11 protein-coding genes are annotated in these 16,025 nt (G+C 47.9%); all 11 read right to left on the reverse strand.

Translation table 11 applies throughout. The features are described 5' to 3' along the window. Positions 1-39 precede the first annotated feature (39 nt). The 11 genes from H6G21_RS03675 to H6G21_RS03725 all read right to left on the reverse strand — a co-directional run bounded on the left by H6G21_RS03675 (position 40) and on the right by H6G21_RS03725 (position 16,014). Positions 40-1,404, reverse strand: coding sequence for an ATP-binding protein (locus H6G21_RS03675; RefSeq protein ID WP_190570662.1), 1,365 nt, complete (start codon positions 1,402-1,404; stop codon positions 40-42). A 101-nt stretch (positions 1,405-1,505) separates the two neighbouring features. Beyond that, positions 1,506-3,086: a contractile injection system tape measure protein gene (locus tag H6G21_RS03680; protein WP_190570664.1), complete on the reverse strand. Its 1,581-nt coding sequence runs from the start codon at positions 3,084-3,086 to the stop codon at positions 1,506-1,508. An 86-nt stretch (positions 3,087-3,172) separates the two neighbouring features. Beyond that, positions 3,173-5,932, reverse strand: a complete 2,760-nt coding sequence (locus tag H6G21_RS03685) for a hypothetical protein (RefSeq protein WP_190570666.1) — start codon at positions 5,930-5,932, stop codon at positions 3,173-3,175. Between the two features lie 126 nt (positions 5,933-6,058). Next, positions 6,059-8,665, reverse strand: a complete 2,607-nt coding sequence (locus H6G21_RS03690) for a diguanylate cyclase (protein WP_190570668.1) — start codon at positions 8,663-8,665, stop codon at positions 6,059-6,061. Between the two features lie 53 nt (positions 8,666-8,718). After that, positions 8,719-11,769 (reverse strand): baseplate J/gp47 family protein, encoded by a 3,051-nt coding sequence (locus tag H6G21_RS03695; protein WP_190570670.1) that lies wholly within the window; start codon positions 11,767-11,769, stop codon positions 8,719-8,721. A 212-nt stretch (positions 11,770-11,981) separates the two neighbouring features. Beyond that, the gene (locus H6G21_RS03700) at positions 11,982-12,434 is read right to left on the reverse strand and encodes a GPW/gp25 family protein (protein WP_190571236.1); all 453 of its coding nucleotides are present in this window, start codon (positions 12,432-12,434) and stop codon (positions 11,982-11,984) included. An 11-nt stretch (positions 12,435-12,445) separates the two neighbouring features. Continuing rightward, positions 12,446-12,724 (reverse strand): PAAR domain-containing protein, encoded by a 279-nt coding sequence (locus H6G21_RS03705; RefSeq protein ID WP_190570672.1) that lies wholly within the window; start codon positions 12,722-12,724, stop codon positions 12,446-12,448. A 55-nt stretch (positions 12,725-12,779) separates the two neighbouring features. Next, a complete protein-coding gene (vgrG, locus tag H6G21_RS03710) occupies positions 12,780-14,525 on the reverse strand; it encodes a type VI secretion system tip protein VgrG (protein WP_190570674.1) in 1,746 nt (581 codons plus the stop codon). 193 nt (positions 14,526-14,718) lie between these two features. Beyond that, on the reverse strand, positions 14,719-15,390 hold the full coding sequence (locus H6G21_RS03715) for a hypothetical protein (RefSeq protein ID WP_190570676.1): 672 nt from the start codon (positions 15,388-15,390) through the stop codon (positions 14,719-14,721). 3 nt (positions 15,391-15,393) lie between these two features. Further along, positions 15,394-15,555: a DUF5908 family protein gene (locus H6G21_RS03720; protein WP_190570678.1), complete on the reverse strand. Its 162-nt coding sequence runs from the start codon at positions 15,553-15,555 to the stop codon at positions 15,394-15,396. A 12-nt stretch (positions 15,556-15,567) separates the two neighbouring features. Next, complete coding sequence (locus tag H6G21_RS03725) at positions 15,568-16,014, reverse strand: phage tail protein (protein ID WP_190570680.1); 447 nt, start codon at positions 16,012-16,014, stop codon at positions 15,568-15,570. Positions 16,015-16,025 lie beyond the last annotated feature (11 nt).

Raw genomic sequence — 16,025 nt, forward strand, 5'->3', positions numbered from 1 at the left:
AGGGTACTCCTGAGGGGAATGGGGGTTGGGGAGTGGGGGTTATAGCGTTCTGCCTTCTTTGACTAATTCTCGACGAATGCCTTCTTCTAAATCCGTTAATAAAAGAGTGTGTTCGTGGCGGCTGAGGGCTTTGAGGGAAACGTAGCGCACGACATTCATAATCGTGCCCCCCGATAAATCGTATTTTTCTGCAATGCGATGTAGCTCAATTCTATCTTCTAAAATCGCCTTGGGCGAGAAGGCATTCTGCCAAATTTGTAACCGTTCCGCCGCCTTGGGCATGGGGAAATGCACGATCGATTGAAAGCGGCGAATAAAAGCGTCATCAATGTTAGCTTTGAGGTTAGAGGCTAAAATAACGACGCCGTTAAAATCCTCAATGCGTTGTAACAAAAAACTAATTTCCTGATTGGCATAGCGATCGTGGGAATCATCCACCTTTGTACGTTTGCCAAAGAGGGCATCGGCTTCATCAAAGAACAAAATCCATTGTTTATGTTCCGCGAGATCGAAAATTTTCGCTAAGTTTTTTTCAGTTTCACCGATGTATTTAGAAACAATCATACTGAGATCAATTTTGTAAACATCACAGCCACAATGTTTCCCCAGTAAGCAGGCAGAGAATGTTTTTCCCGTTCCCGGTGGGCCATAGAACAGACTGGTAAAACCCGGTCGCAGGCGATGGTGCATTTCCCACCCTTGTAGCAATTCCTGCCCGTACAAAATCCAATGTTTAATTTCGTCCAACTGCTCCAAGGTAGAAGCAGGCAGAATTAAATCCTCCCAGTCCAGATGGGTTTCGATTAAACGGGCGGGAAATTCACTATTAAAATTAGGTTTTCGATCGACGCCCGTGGTCAAGCGATGCAACCATTCCGGTGACAGTACCAACGCTCCACTCAGCAACGGTTCCCCCGCCGCCACCGGAGCCAAATGGAGTATTTGCAAGCGGGCAAACCGTCGATCGCCTTCAAATAAACGCATTAAGTCAAATCGGCGACTTAAATCATCTCCTGCCAGGATAAATGCAGCGGTTTCACCCGTGGGGATGAAGCCGCCATGGTGATTGCCCTGGATGCCGCCGAATTCTGTAAATCCCCGATCGATGGCTTCATTCTTGCTCCACAACACATCTAACAATTGCGGTCGTACATGGGGAATCAACGCCAGAATCAGGACCAACCGTTCTTCCGGCAGTAGCTCAAATTGTCGAATCAATCGCCCATAGGCCGATGGACTTTGGCTGAGATCCGGTGGCGGTGGACGATCGACGGCTGGAATTGGCTGGGAGATGCTTGCTGATGGGTCAGGTGCAAGTTGGAAATATTGATTCAGTCTTGCATTTAAAACATCAGCGAACCAATTGAGTTCCTGTTCCAAATCCTGGGCATTTTTATGATTCATCAATTTGGCATTAGCATGCTGTTGAACCCGATCATCATGATTACCATCTAGGTGATCGGGTGATACTGGATTGTGACTCTGCTGGCTAGAATTCATAGGCTTTAAATCACCGTCCATTCTGTATAAAGCGGTTGGGCCATCCAGGGAAGTTTGATAATACTAATGCTCCAAGGTAGTTGCTTGAGTAGGAGATCAAAGGCCGCTTTTTCCGGTTGTAAATACCAGCCTCGATCGCGTTCCCGAAGCAAGGCCGATCGCTGTAAAAAGGAGGTTTGGAGTCCCTCTATGGATGTGTTTTTTAAGGCACTCCAGTGTCCAATAACCGATTGCAGTAATGTAATGGCTTCGCTACGATCGTGCGGTTGTAGTAATCCTTCTGCAACTAACAGAGACGTTTCAGGACGTAGCCCCAAAAGAATTTTAATCAACATCAAATCATATTCATAAATTCGATCCCGTCTTGTGGCAAGGAAATAGAGTAGGGCTGCGGCTCGGGGGAGGTGCTCACTGAGAATTTCGTTGCCTTGAGTGATCGCTAAATGACTGAATAGTTGCGGCAAAAAAGGATGGATGATCACCAATCCGGCTTGTGTGACTAACCAGGGGAATGCTGGTGAGGTGGGATTATGAGCAGGGATAGGGGTAGGAGAGTTGGGGGGTGGGAGGGTGATGTTTCTATCAGCCGTTTCCTGGGGAGGTTGCAGGGGGGAAAGCAGCAAGGCTGGACTCTCCTGGGAAAGATGCGGTGTTGTTGATTCCGGTGTTGCGCGATCGCTCCGATCCGCGACCTGGGAATCTCCTATTACTAAGGGTAATATTAGATCGAATGATAAAACTGAAGCAAATGGGATGGGTAAGGTTGCAATCCAATCGCGGAATTGGGACTGGGAGATTGTAGGTAATGTGCCTTCTAGTATTTGTAGAAAACTCGGTAAGGAAACCGAACTTGGAACTTGTAATCCAATTGATAAGCTAGCGGAAAGATAATGCAGACGTGTATGACGATCGAGAGAAGAAGGCGCGATCGCTAAAATTGCATTGACCAACGCAAGGACGACAGTTCTACGATTCTCAGGGACTCCCTCTAGCAAAACTTGGATGAGATGGGGAAGATCAGAATCGGGCAGCAATTGTAGCCAGCGGAAATAGAAGGCGGGGGATTTTGCGGAGGTTTGGAGATGGGCGATCATCTGGGACGATCGCGTTGCACATAACTGGCCTAATTCCTGGGCAACGATTTCCGCGTCCGGCTGGGCAGCATACCAAGGTAGAATGCCCGTGCGGAGGTATTGTAACAGACTCTCCCATTGACTGCGATCGGGATTAGACCATTGCTGCTGGGCTAGCGTGCTGTCTATGCCGACTGCGATCGAGAATTCTGGGTGCTGCGAGGGATCGGTCAATTGTTCCTGGAGGGCTTGGCGTAGAGAGTCTGGGAACTCTCGCACCAGCCATTCTCCCAAGGCTTCAGATGGTGGCACCTGAAGCCGTAGGTGTAGCTTTGGAATATGAACCCATACATCAGACCCATAGGCTCGATCGAACACCTGCTCCAACACGGGAAGTAATATGTTTTGCCAATCTTCTGCTAACTGTTGGTGCACAGTAAACGCATCACTGACGGAGTGGGTCGAAACCTCCCAGCGTAATCGCCGAATCCTATGGGAACTCTGCTGATTCATTTCACCTCCTTATTTCTTGGAAGTCCCCCTTGAAAAGGGCGATTTAGGGGGATCGTTATGTGTTGCGATCATAAATTGATTTTGTATTACCGCAACAAATTGCCCAACGTGACTTTTAGTCCAGTGTTCTTAGTTTGTTTTTGCAATCCAACCAAATTATCCTGTACCCCCTTCAGTGTCTCTGCTTGGGTGATGGATTTCATGCTGTCAGACACGGTCAGCATTGCCTGTAACCCTTCACTGTTACCGGATACATCCACTCCAGTGGTGGAAATATAGGTGGTTGTATCCTGAATCGATCGGGCCAATAGCACTTCCGCATCCTTCGCCTGCTGTTCAAATAATTTACGTTGATCGGCGGGAAGATCGGGCTGCTGGGCCTTTTGTCTGAGAATATCGACCTTTTGGCGATTCAGTTCTGTCTCACTCACCTTGACTCCCAGTAATGGATCAGCAAAATTCACACCCACTTTGTCCGTGGTTCGCTTCGTAATCACATTACTGGTTAACGTGACGGAATCTTGGAAAATCTTGAGATAATCCTTCTGAACTACATCACTCATCAACGTGACGGATTGCTTAAACACATCAAAGTAATTCTTCTGGAGATTTAATTTTTCTTCCCAAATTGGTTCAAATTCCCGTTTGAATCCAGTAATCTTGTCTGTAAATACAGTGCTGAGTGAAGGGATGACTTTCACACCATTCTCAATAATCCAATCCGGTCGAATTGTGGGTTTTGTCCAAGTTAAATCCTCGGCTTCTTCTTCCACCACATCCTCCCAGTAATAGGGCAACATGAAGTCTGCGACTACCGTTTGGCTACTGTCATGCACCAGGATAAAGGTTCCTCCCCGCACGACTCCGCCAAAATGCTCGATCGCGGTATGATCAACGACAAAATTTTTAAATAGTAGCTTGTCATCGGCTTTTTCATCCTTGCGTTTAATCAAATCATCCAGCCAATCCAACCATTGCAGATGAGTTTGACTCAGAATTGAATCGAAGGGTGTAGTAAATTCCGTTTTCACCACATCACTTAAATTAAATTTGTATTCCCCTGCTGTCCGTAATGTATCGCTCAGATCCGTTTTCCATGAGGCATCTGCCACATAACTGGAATAGCTCCGATTCAGTTTGGTGCGACTTGTCGTTACTTTCCCTAAAAGTACATTGTTGCTCTGTTCCGCCGCTTGCCTTAAAGTTGAAGCATTGCTCTCCTGGCCTACATTGGCATCTACCATTTTCTTAAGCCGATCGCTAAACTTACCCACCTCGTCCAATTGGTGAAAGGCATCCCGCCGCAGGACGTAGTGGAAGCGATGCAGATCGGTGTAGCGAATTCCCGGCTTCTTGACCACCCGCGATCGCTCACTCCCCAGCAGTACTGTACGCACCGTAAACGGCAAATTCCGGGCTGCAATTTCCTGTTCGATCGCTGCGATCGCTGCCGTTACAGGTTGCCCCAAGTGCCCCTCAATCCGGAAGAAGGAAAACCGCCCCAGTTGTGTCGTTAGCGGACTGGCTGCGCCCCCTTTGGCGCGGTAACTGCTGGCATGGTAGGAATAGTTATACTCATCGCGGCGACGCTGGTGTAGCTGATAATTCCAAGCACTGTGGATGGGAAAGCGCCCGTTCGGTGCGTAGTAATAGGGAATGGCCCGATCGGCGAGGGGCTGATCCTCAAACAGGCTCGGTGTAATGCGAATGGCTGTTCCTGCCGCAGGGACTTGGAAATTCTCAATCAGCGCATTCAATGTTTGTAACAGGAACTTAGCCTGATTGAGGTGATCGATCGTGGAACTGGTAATGGGCGAGGGATAAAATCCAAACCGATTTACTTCCGGATCTTCTCCAGGAATTAAATTACCCAATAATAAATGTTTTGGGAAACTATCGGGATTCGGACAACACCAAGTTTGATCGTCCCAGAGCCGATCGCGAAATTGGGTATAGGTTTCCGAAACATCCTTCAGAAAGTCATAGTAATACTGAATTCCAAACGAGTTATTACCGCCAAAAGTGCGATTTCTCAGGTTGTTGAGCTTTGTAACCCAGGTGGGGGCCGGATCACTGGGAAAGATTTCAGAGATAAACGCTGAACAATTGGGATAAATTTTGCCCAATGCTGCAACTAGTCGATCGTGAATGGTATTACAAGTCGTGCGATAACGTTGAGCCAGCTCACTTAAGGTACTGAGATTGGTCGGAATGGTGACTCGATCGACGGTAACGTCATCCAGTTGTGAAAATGCTTGGTGGGGTGTGGGAATATCTGGCTGTAGGGTTTTGAGAGCGGATTGATCAACTAACAGTAATCGGGGTGTATTGAGGCGATCTTTACCTAAATTATCGCAATCGGTGCCAGAACAGAGATCATCATCTTTTTCGTAGCTTTCCATTAACAGCAATGCTACGAGTGTATTTAAACTCGTCCCTGTAGGAAAACTAAAATCCTTGAGAGAAGTTCCGTCAGGGGTTTCAGGGCTGTGGGGCAGCAATTCATAGACCGTAATCATCGTATTTTCGATGTAGAACGGTGCATATTTTGGTTTGGAGGCATCGTAGGGCTGGATGCGATCGAACACTGTGTCCTGGGCTAAATACAGCAAATCCCCGTCGGTCGTCAGTCCTACCCCTTTCGTGACAATGACCTGATTCTCCTGGACTGTAACCCGTAAACCCGCAGCAATGCCGACACCCAAGCCAAATAGCCGCGTCAGCCGCGTTTGATCATCAAAGTAATCGGAAAGACTGTTGAGCTGTTTTTCCGTCAGAACTTGGTCAGGCTCAAAAACGCTATAGCCTGTGGTAATTTGTTTCAGCAACTGAAGGGTGTCGGTCATGGCCATCGCTCCTGTGGATCTGGGGTCTGGATCTGTCGTGTGAATCTGTCGTGTGAATCTGTCGTGTTCGTTTTCCGCTGGGTCAGGTTCGAATCTTCTCTCAGCAAATGGCAATCTATGGGACGTTTATGTATCCGGTTTTAAATTTTCTCCTGTTCCTAAATTACTCCGTCCTAAAATGAATTTGGGTTGATTCTCTTCACCATCACAGTCCCGTAACCGTCGTGGGGGATAAACATTCTTCACAGCGAATAAATGCTCAATCCAGTTCTTCAGTTTTTCCGATCGCTGCGTGTTATTCACACCCGCTTTGAGATGAATCCAGTCATAGTATAGCTTTTCAAAAATCGCCATGTTTTCCGCACTAATCCAGCAGATTTTGGGCAGAATATGGGCCGGAGTTTCTTCCCGAATCACCTGCTCTGCAAAGCGCCGAAAGGCCATATCACTAAAGCGACTCCCGTAATCAGGCAAAATAATATGAATGCGATAGGAATAGGGATCGGCTTCGGCACAGTCGGTACAATTGCTATCTACACAAATCGGTAAAAACGGATCAGTTTCTTCCTCGGGTCGGAGCAGAATATTCTCAATCAAATACATCCCTTCATCGCTGTAATTGACCTGGAGATAGTGCAGCACTTCATCGATCGCCTGATTCATCTGATCTTCTGTGTCAAAATACTCAATACGCCGTGCCACGACTTCGCCTGCATCATCAATCACATTGAAATAATGCTTGGCGTTGCTGCTGATTTTTCGATCGTAATTTGCCGGGGACAATGCAAACTTAATCGCCCGTTCCATGGCTTGTCGGGCAAGCACCTGCGTTTCATAGTTGCGACTACTGCTGAGGATAATGGCTAAGGTATCCCGGTTGCGAATGCGAAAACGGAATTCATTTTCAGGAGTACTGTCAATTTCAGCGTAAATGTCGTAGGCAATGTCTCCTAAATTCCGGCGTTTGTAATTTTGAATTCCTAAAAGCTTGGCTAGACGCTTCTCTAGGCCAGATACATTTTCGCTATTCCATAAATCACCTTCCCCTTGTAGCGTATAGTTGTAGGCCAGCGATCTCTCACGACTGATTTCCGGGTAATGCTTTAAAAAGTCACACTTATAACGAATCAAACTCTCTGGACTGGTACCAAAGGCTGAATACAGCGTGTAGGCCAGATCATGGAACTGTTCTGCAAAACGGGCAATTAAGTGATCTAAAAATCGATTGCGACGATCGAACCCTGAACGCTGCTCCTGGTCGTCCTGCTGGGTTTGCAGCGTGCGAATGACTTCAACGGGATCACGATCTTCTGTCGTATGATAAATGGTTTGGTAATTTGAAAAAGAATCGACCACTTGATAGAAATAGGTACGGCGTAATTCCGGATCGATCGAAAATAAATCCTTCACATGGTGCAACTGGGCGAAATAGTTGGCCATGATTTGATCGAAAAAGAGTAAATAGGCTTTTAACTGGTAGGCCAACGCTTTGCGGGTTGAATCTGCATTGCTGGGTAAACCCTCCTGACTCAAACCATAAATCGCTGGGAAATGGTTCTGAAAGGAGTAATAGCGATCGAGGCTGCGGGGATTGCCTGGAGGAATCGGTAAATCGTCGAGGGTAATGGCTTCGGCCTTCACCGTCACTGCTTGCGTCAGCTCGGTATAGAGACGATTCACGCGATCACGGTTGGTCACTACGGGCATCTGCCGTTTGTAAAAGACCAGCCGAGACTGATCGCGATCGAGTAGAGCTTTGTGCTGGGCTGCAACGGGAACCACCCATTTCGTTGCCAGCGGCACCTCCGTTCCAGCAGGATTGATTACAATGTCCCGCACCGCCTGTACTCCTGGAATATCCATCACGATGCTAATCACATCCGAGAGACGAATTTCTGTGCGTAGTTCCGCTTGGGCTAATTCCCCATCATCAATAAAACCGCAATTTAATGCAGGGCCATCGAAGATTTCATCGATCGTATAGGGTGTACCGTCGGTCTTTTTGCGGGATAGCATTTCACTCAGGCGATAGTTTCTCACGCCGGGGGCAAGATACTGCTGGACTTGGAACCAAATTTCCGCATTCACTTTGGCGACATCCGCATCCGGTGTGAGTTCGAGTTCGGCACATAGTAGAAAATTCTGTGTTGTAATTTCTTCTAATGCAATGAAATCCTCACAAAGATTTCGATTGGCCTGTAAGCATTGCCAAACTGCTTCCTGAATAGCCTCTTTTTCAGCATTGGTATTAATCCCATCCATGTACTCGATCGTGACTTGATATAAGCCTGCTAAGTTTACAGGAAGGGTTCGATCGATCTCTGAAGGGCCATACTGAAGCTGCTTTTGAACGAGGTTGGCGTAATAGGTAATGGTTGTAGGGTTGATCCAAGCATTTTTGACGCCGGGTAAATCAATCAGCAACTTCCGGTAGTCTAAAACGGTTAGGGCGCGGTTAGGCAGAATTTGTCGTGCAGTGAAAAAAGTGTCATGATTGAGCGCAGGATCACTGGCTAGGATATCCGCGATCGGGAAAGATGCGCGATAACTCAAATCCGTGAGGGCATAACACAATAATTCTAAGGTCGTGATTCCAGGATCGTGAACGTTGTAGTCCGTCCAAATCCGCTGTGCTAGTTGCTGCACCTGCTGTAAGCCTGCTGCATAGAGATGTTGATGATCTAGGGCCGCAGGGCGATTATGTTTTTGCGGAATGGTCAGTTGAGACAACATAGTTCATGAACCTGATTCAAAATGGGATTCGACAACCAGAACAAGTCAACTAATTACGCAACGGGATGAATGACATGACTCACATCAGAAACAAGAATGGTATCTGGGCGTTCAGGAGAGACCTCACTGACATCAATCAAGTTATTGGTTTCACCGCTATAGGTATAAACCTTAAAATCAGTTAAATAATCCACATAGGGGAGTTCCTCCACAAAATCCAACAGAACCGATTTATAAACCTTGCCCCCAAAGGAAATCGGACGATCGGCATCAAAGGCCCAGGGGGATAGGAATTCCTGTAAGGCTTGCTGTAATGCTTTTTGGTAAAAGTTAAATTCATAGCCGGGACGAAATTGCACTCGGCAATCCACTTGGATTTTCTGATAGAGCGGATTTTTCACCTGAACTTTGACCTGCATCCCTCGTCGATCGTTGACGTAATCCGTAATTTGTTGCAGCGTTACGGCATCAACCTTGGGTTGCAGGGGATTGGCTGCATTCTGGTTGTGTAGATCGGGAACGACAACGAGTAACACATTGCCCGGTGCCAGCCACACACCATCCTTGGCATGGGGAATACATTTCACTTGATGAATCTGGGGAAAGGCTTCCAACACAATACGCTCGTAATCCCAGGCCGTAATACAACGGTTTTTATGGCGCAGTCGTTCTGAAGCGCGGGTTTGCAAGGTTCGATCGGCTTCGATCGCCCGTCCTCCAAAGGAGGCATAGGGTTGGGTAATGGCTTTAATGCCAGCTACCGTAGTTTTGAGCTTACTGATTTTTCCAGGTTCTAATGGTGTTAGTAAATGCTTGGGATCATTGCCCTGATCCTGAAATTGCACTTCGATCGCATTGGCTGCCACCTGAACTAATCGACAAACCGCAGTGACATTGTTACGAATCGCCGCTTTAATCCAAATGTGATCTTTCGGTAGAATCGTATTTTGTGTTGTTGCTTTAGCTGGAAGGATGAACTGAATGACACCACTGGTTAATAACTGCTGTGTTGTATCTAGGACGACTGAGCTACGATCGAGTAATTGCCAATAATTATCTCCCAGGACAAACCAATCTAAACTTTCCCTGGCTATATCTGGATTGGCGCTACCTTCTGCAACTTGAAATAGTAGACTTACACTCTCTCCCGGCTGGAGACCTTGTAATCCGATGAGCAATTCCCCCGCGTAGGTATAGTTGGGTAATAGAGAAATGGTAGCCGCTAAATTAAATTGGGTGCGTTGGAAGCCATGTTCCCGCATTTGCCCAAAATAGGTGATGTGGAAAAATTGGATGTCCCGGTTGGTAAAGTCTCCTAAGACGTTGGATGATAACGGTACTGCATCGGACTGGGCTTTGTAGGACAGGGAAATCGTTTGAATCGTCGGCGTGTAGGGCTCATTGAGAATAGTAAGTGTGCCATTGGATGACTTACTATAGGTCATCACATTTTCCACATACTTCGTGCGGTAGGTGGAATGCAGAAAATCCCGTTCCAACGCAAAGGTGATAAATCCCGATCGAGCCTCCGGTTCAACGTTTACCAGTGGGATAAAAACAGGATTCCACAACAGGTACTTACTTACGAAATTAAACGCCCACAGACTGCCGATCGTATTGAAGGCGTAGACTTCCATTCCCGCGCGCAATGCAGGCGATACAGAGGGTGTCCCAGGGGTAAATTGAAACACTCGCTCAACCGTGGCATTATTGCGGTCAAACAGCCGATCGCCTGTCCCCGTGTAATGCCAAGTCCCCCCATCGTTAAATGCGACGGCTGCGGTAAAGCTGGAATTTGTCACGCTAGTTCCATAACCGCTGTAATGGGTTGCCAGATTTGGGTTAATGCCTTTCCATTTGACGGCTAATTTTAGCTCTAATAACTTTTTGCTGAGGGCCTCGGGATAGCCCACTCGGAAGCTGGAGCCGATCGTGGGTTGGGTGCCAAAGGGGAGGAAGGGGCGTTTTGGATTGAGGATGCCGTCATCACTTTCCAGTTGTAAACTAGTAATCCCGGTGACCTCAACGGCAATCTGGGCTGTCAGTAGCGAAATCCCTTGCCAATCGAGATAACTCAGCGTTGCATCAGGATTAAGAACAACCTGCAAAATGGGATCGGTGGTGTTGTAGGTATAGCCATGGATCGCGGCATCATATCCGACTACAGCAGCATCACTCGCCGCGATCGTGAGACTAAATTCCAGAACATTATTCGTTGCGAGAGTCGGAGAAACTCTGTAAGGCCCAAGCCAGGTTTTAGCTCCGGTAAGGAACACATCGAAGGCACTGACTAACGTTGTGTTGTTAACGCGCGTCTGATCGAGATTATCTAAGCTCAATCGAACGGTAACAGTCCGTGTTCCCTCTTGCATTGCTAAGACTGGCGACGCGATCGCGAATCCGACTTCAGCACGGGGTAAGCTGGCACTGCCAAAGCCTGACCAACTGGGACTTTCGGGGGATAATTTTTCGCCTAGGCCATCGGCAGAATTCGCGATCGGGGCGTAGCGTACTGTTTGGCTGGTGCGATCGAGGAAGAGCGATCGTAACGAAGCGACCTTGGCGGTATTAATCACCGTCTCGCGGGTCGGCACGTAAATCTGTTCAACGCCAGTAGCATCCTTACCCGCCGAAAACGGATGTTGCGGCGTAATCAGCACGGGAGCTGTATTTTTTTTGAGTTCCAGTAACAGATGGGCTTTATCTGGAATGGCCGATTTGGGCTGAAACTGAAGGACTGCTTTGTAGTAGAAATCGAGGTGTCTCCCCGTCAGCTGATTCAGCACTGCTTGGGGCGTTTGGTAAAGCTTCAGGAAGGTGATGAAAAGCGCGAGGTGAGGGGGAGTGTCTGCGGTGTCGTTGGTGAGAAATTGTTGCAGCATTTCCTGGGATGGGAAAAATCCACGCCAATCGCCTGCCGGAGTGGAAATGTCCCCGCGATAGTAATTCACATTCTGGGCAAGCTGTTGGGTCAATTGCCACAGGTCTTCTAGCGATCGCTCATCCACCGCTGCAAAATGGCTATCCAATGCGTCCGACTGGCGATCGAGTTGACTCTGACCCAGTTGGAAGATTAAATTTTGAATAATATCTTTTTCCGCCATAGGTTCGGCTTCCAATTCCTGGAGCGATTGCTGGATACGAGACTGAAATAATAACGATCGCCTCTGACTTTAACGGTATTTCTAAGTTAAATGGTGGTGTGCATTAAAGAGTATTTGGGTTAAGTCGATTTTGCGTAGAAAACTCTCTTAAAATTCGACCTATTTCTATTATGAAATTTGATTTTTTGAATATTCATATTGTTAGCATTAACTTACAAATTGAAATCCACGGTTTGGCGAATTTCATTGGCATCACTGGTGTAGAAGGGATAGACCAGATTGAAGCGGGAGTTGGTTGCCCGGATTTCGTACTGCAATAGGATGCGGACATTGCCTTCATACTGCGCTGAAGTATCCAGTTCGATCGACAATAAATTAATCCGAGGTTCGTAGATCAAAATAGTCGTTTTAATCCGATCTTGTAGGAACGTTTTCAACGTTGTACTCATTGGCTCAAAGAGTATTTCGTGCATATCCAAGCCATACTTCGGATTGAGAAATCGTTCCCCTGCCGCTGTTCCCAGCAGAATCTTCAGACTATTTTCAATATCCGCTTCATCGGAGGTCATTACCATTTCCCCCGTTTCCAGCACAAACTCCGGCGGAAAACTCCATCCTGTTCCTAAAAACGAGGTATACGTTGGATTCGATCGGTTTTCACTCATCATCCTGTCCCCTAATTAATCAAAACCGTCAGATCCCCAATCAAAGCCATGGCCCCACAAATACAGGCATCCGTTGTCCGTAAAGCGGGCCTACCGTTAATTAAGACCGTGGTACTACCGGATGGAAAGGCACTGGTTGTGGGTTGGTGGCCATTGGGTGGCAGCGAACAAACGTGCAGATCTCCGGCTACGGCAGCGGGCTTGCCACCAATTAAGACCGTACTGACTCCCGGCCCTGTGAGGGTTCCTCCGTGGTTGCTAGTATCTCCGACCCTGGCTGCGGCGGGCATGTTTCTATTCCTCCTAACGATGACGACTCCCGTTCTTCGATACAATCCTGAATATTTAATTGATTTGTACCAAGCCTCCTTTCACCTTGGTTGTTGCCGTGCTGGAAATTTCTGCCCCTGCGGTTCCTTCCAGCTTTAATTCCGTTCCTCCTTTTAAATTCAGTGCTGTACCCGATTCAACTTTTAATTCTGTTCCCGCTTTGAGTTCGATCGCTTGACGACTTTCGATTTTGATACCGTCTGATGTCATCGCAATTTTGTTGCCGTTTTGATCTTCGATCGTGATGCCTTTATCAGCTTCACTGAGTGTGATTTGATTCCCCGCTGGGGTTGCGAATTGCATAATTTTTTGGTCGTCATCGAAGTAGAGTTTCATCTTCGATCGACTTTGGTAAACCTTCTCATGGTTATCATCAGATCCCGGTATCGGCGCGGGTTTTGCGCTACTGTGTACCATGCCCAAAATTATGGCTTGGCGCGGATCATCATTGATAAACCCCAGAATCACTTCATCGTTCACCTCCGGTCGAAAACAAAACCCTCGTTCCTGTCCCGCATCTAAGGTGGCTAGCCTTGCCCAAGTTCCCTCATCCTCCGCATTGACCAAGGGCATCTTGACCCGAATGCGATCTTCACCCTCAGGATCCTCATTGCTGACGACAAGACCAATTTGTAAGCCATTAATTCCCGGCAGCAGGGCAGCGGCCTTGGGTGCGGTAACGGAGTTGTGCTCTGCGGCCAGCCATTGCTCCGTATTGCCAAATTGCAGATGGGTTTTCCAGCCTTGCACTAGGTCGAAATCCTGCCGCACCCCCGTGATAAAGACATTGCCGTTATAGCGATCGCCGACGCCACTCAACCGCACCAGATCCCCCGGATTCACTGTTGCAATGCCTTCACACTTCAGCCGCCCACTAACCCGGCTCATTTTGGACTTGAGCCACTGAGCATCGGCCCAGGCTTGGGCTTCCGCTTCTAGCAAAGCCCCATGGCGCAGGGCAAGCTGTTCCAACCCCATCACCGCCGCGAGATCAGCACTGGCTAAATTTCCAGGGCTACTGAGACTGGGTTCATTGGCCTCCTTTTCTACAACGGTTTGCTGGGCTGCATCCCAGGTCATACTTTTAACCGCACTAAATTGCGATCGCGCATCGATCGCCGCATCCATTTCCAAGATCGTTGACCCAAATTGCAAGGTGCAAACGGGAGAACGACTGAAGTCTGGAGCCTTAATCGTGACCGTATTCGTATTCGTTAACACTAACAGCCCGTTGGCCTCCGCCCGCGTTAACAAAAAATCCCAATCCGTACAGTCGTATTGCACCTGCTGGGGATGGGGTATAGATAGGGCCTGGACATCGGCCTCAATCCCCGCCTGATCCAGCAATTGGCTGATCATATCGCTGTCCGTTTGGTCAAAAAAGTAGGCACTTTTCCGTCCCACAGTGAGCTTGGCCGATCGGTGGCGACAATCCACAATCAGTTGCGGAGCCGTATGATCGCGAATTTTGATCTGCTGCTGAATGATGATGCCCTGAAATAGGGACACCAAATCACTGCCCGTTCCCGCCAGAATTTCAATCTCCTGTCCCGGAATGAGTTGGTTAGTATTGCTCAGGGGAAAATCGCTGGAATCCGCTGTCCCATCCAGATAGACCAAGCGAGCCGAGGCAATTTTATTGACGGTTTTAACCACATTCACCGCCAACAGTTGATGGGCCCGATCGATCTCGGTTCCACCGACTTTGATGGTGAATTCGCGATGTTCTGCGGCGATCGGGAGGGTTTTAGTGTCTGGCATTCTTCTGACTAACTCCTTCCTTCTTAATACCAAATCAACTTGTGACTGCAACCCATAATGATCCCCCTAAATCCCCCTTAATAAGGGGGACTTTGAAAGAATTTGACTAAATTCTTCCCTTTTTCTAGTTGAGCGGTGCGTAGCGCGGAGGTAGGGGGGATCAAATCTGTAGTACTGATAAATCAATTGGGTATTACTCCTTTTTCAACGGTGGAAAGAACAGTTTGCTACCCGGTGTGAGTTGGCGGAAATTCTCCAATTCATTAGCCTGGGCGACTTCCAGGTAATAGCTGGGATCCCCGTAAATCTGGTAACACAAATCCGGTAAATTATCCCCCGCTTTAATTAAGCGAACGTGGGTCAAATCTGGCGATTGATCCTGGGCGAGGGCGACCCGCGTTTGATCGTCGGCGTTGTCGGTAAAGTTGGCGGTAATGACAGCCCGCAGGGGAATTCCATCGGGTTTGAACAGCTTGTAGGCAATGGACGCACTTTTTAAAATACAGCGCTTGACTTGGAGCGTGCCCCAAACGACTTTGAGATAGTTGGGGCGGTGAATATTACCGTTGTAGCCCGTAACCGTTTGAAACGACTCCACCTTCTGCTGCACATCAATCTTGCTACCATTGGCCCCCGTCCCATCAATAAAAAAGGTTAGGGACAAATCACCGGGTTTGACTTTTTTAAAGGTCATGCGGCTATTGGTTGTTCCGGCACCTTGGGCACTGTCGTATTCCATTTCATAGGACAACGTGATCTCATTGGGATTGATATAGGCCGCAAACTCCCCGATCGGTTGTCCAGAATAGTCTGGGCGTTCGTAGGCTTTAATTAAAAGCTTTTCTAAGGTGCCGCGATCGCTCATAGTTTAGCGTTCCTCCTTCTGTTTAAGGATTTCCAGAACCCGTTCCACACATTCGTTAATCAAGGTTTGTTTATCCTGGGTGGGACTGGCAGGAGTGGTTGATCCGCCGGAAGCCTGGTTACTGACTTCAACGGAAATTACAACTTCATCCACAACGATCGGCATTCTGGTTTCCTCCTAGGCTTGATCTAAGGTGAAATATTGATAGAAAAATTGCAAACTCTCAATGACGACAGCGTTGTTAGAGGCATTGAAATCACTGACAGCCCATTTGGTGGGATAGGCATTGACAAGATGCCAAGTTAAGAGTGGTTCATGGGCTTCGTTCAGCAACTTAATATCAATGTTTTTCGGCTGAATGTCATAATCCTCAATGCATTGCCGCACCCAAGTCAGCACTTCCGATTTGAGGAGCAGGCCCCGCTTGAGAACGAGTTCAGGATATTTCGATCGGGTGGGATACTTTTGGATAAACCGATTTTCTCCCCCTTCCGCAACTTCCTCTGTCCCCAGTTCTACGGACAGTCCACTCACCTCCGTAAACCGGACATCATCGGCTTTCGGCGTAATCCCCAACACTTCAACCTTAAAGTGAAATCCCACGGGCGGATAGTAATTTGCCATGGTTGTTGCGG

The sequence above is a fragment of the Alkalinema sp. FACHB-956 genome (genome assembly GCF_014697025.1).
Classification (GTDB): domain Bacteria; phylum Cyanobacteriota; class Cyanobacteriia; order Leptolyngbyales; family Leptolyngbyaceae; genus Alkalinema.

Excerpts from the sequence above, each read along its gene's own strand:
- H6G21_RS03695 (WP_190570670.1), bottom strand. The coding sequence starts at position 11,769 with ATGGCGGAAAAAGATATTATTCAAAATTTAATCTTCCAACTGGGTCAG.
- H6G21_RS03680 (WP_190570664.1), bottom strand. The coding sequence starts at position 3,086 with ATGAATCAGCAGAGTTCCCATAGGATTCGGCGATTACGCTGGGAGGTT.
- H6G21_RS03715 (WP_190570676.1), bottom strand. The coding sequence starts at position 15,390 with ATGAGCGATCGCGGCACCTTAGAAAAGCTTTTAATTAAAGCCTACGAA.
- vgrG (WP_190570674.1), bottom strand. The coding sequence starts at position 14,525 with ATGCCAGACACTAAAACCCTCCCGATCGCCGCAGAACATCGCGAATTC.
- H6G21_RS03685 (WP_190570666.1), bottom strand. The coding sequence starts at position 5,932 with ATGACCGACACCCTTCAGTTGCTGAAACAAATTACCACAGGCTATAGC.
- H6G21_RS03705 (WP_190570672.1), bottom strand. The coding sequence starts at position 12,724 with ATGCCCGCCGCAGCCAGGGTCGGAGATACTAGCAACCACGGAGGAACC.
- H6G21_RS03725 (WP_190570680.1), bottom strand. The coding sequence starts at position 16,014 with ATGGCAAATTACTATCCGCCCGTGGGATTTCACTTTAAGGTTGAAGTG.
- H6G21_RS03720 (WP_190570678.1), bottom strand. The coding sequence starts at position 15,555 with ATGCCGATCGTTGTGGATGAAGTTGTAATTTCCGTTGAAGTCAGTAAC.
- H6G21_RS03700 (WP_190571236.1), bottom strand. The coding sequence starts at position 12,434 with ATGAGTGAAAACCGATCGAATCCAACGTATACCTCGTTTTTAGGAACA.
- H6G21_RS03675 (WP_190570662.1), bottom strand. The coding sequence starts at position 1,404 with ATGAATCATAAAAATGCCCAGGATTTGGAACAGGAACTCAATTGGTTC.
- H6G21_RS03690 (WP_190570668.1), bottom strand. The coding sequence starts at position 8,665 with ATGTTGTCTCAACTGACCATTCCGCAAAAACATAATCGCCCTGCGGCC.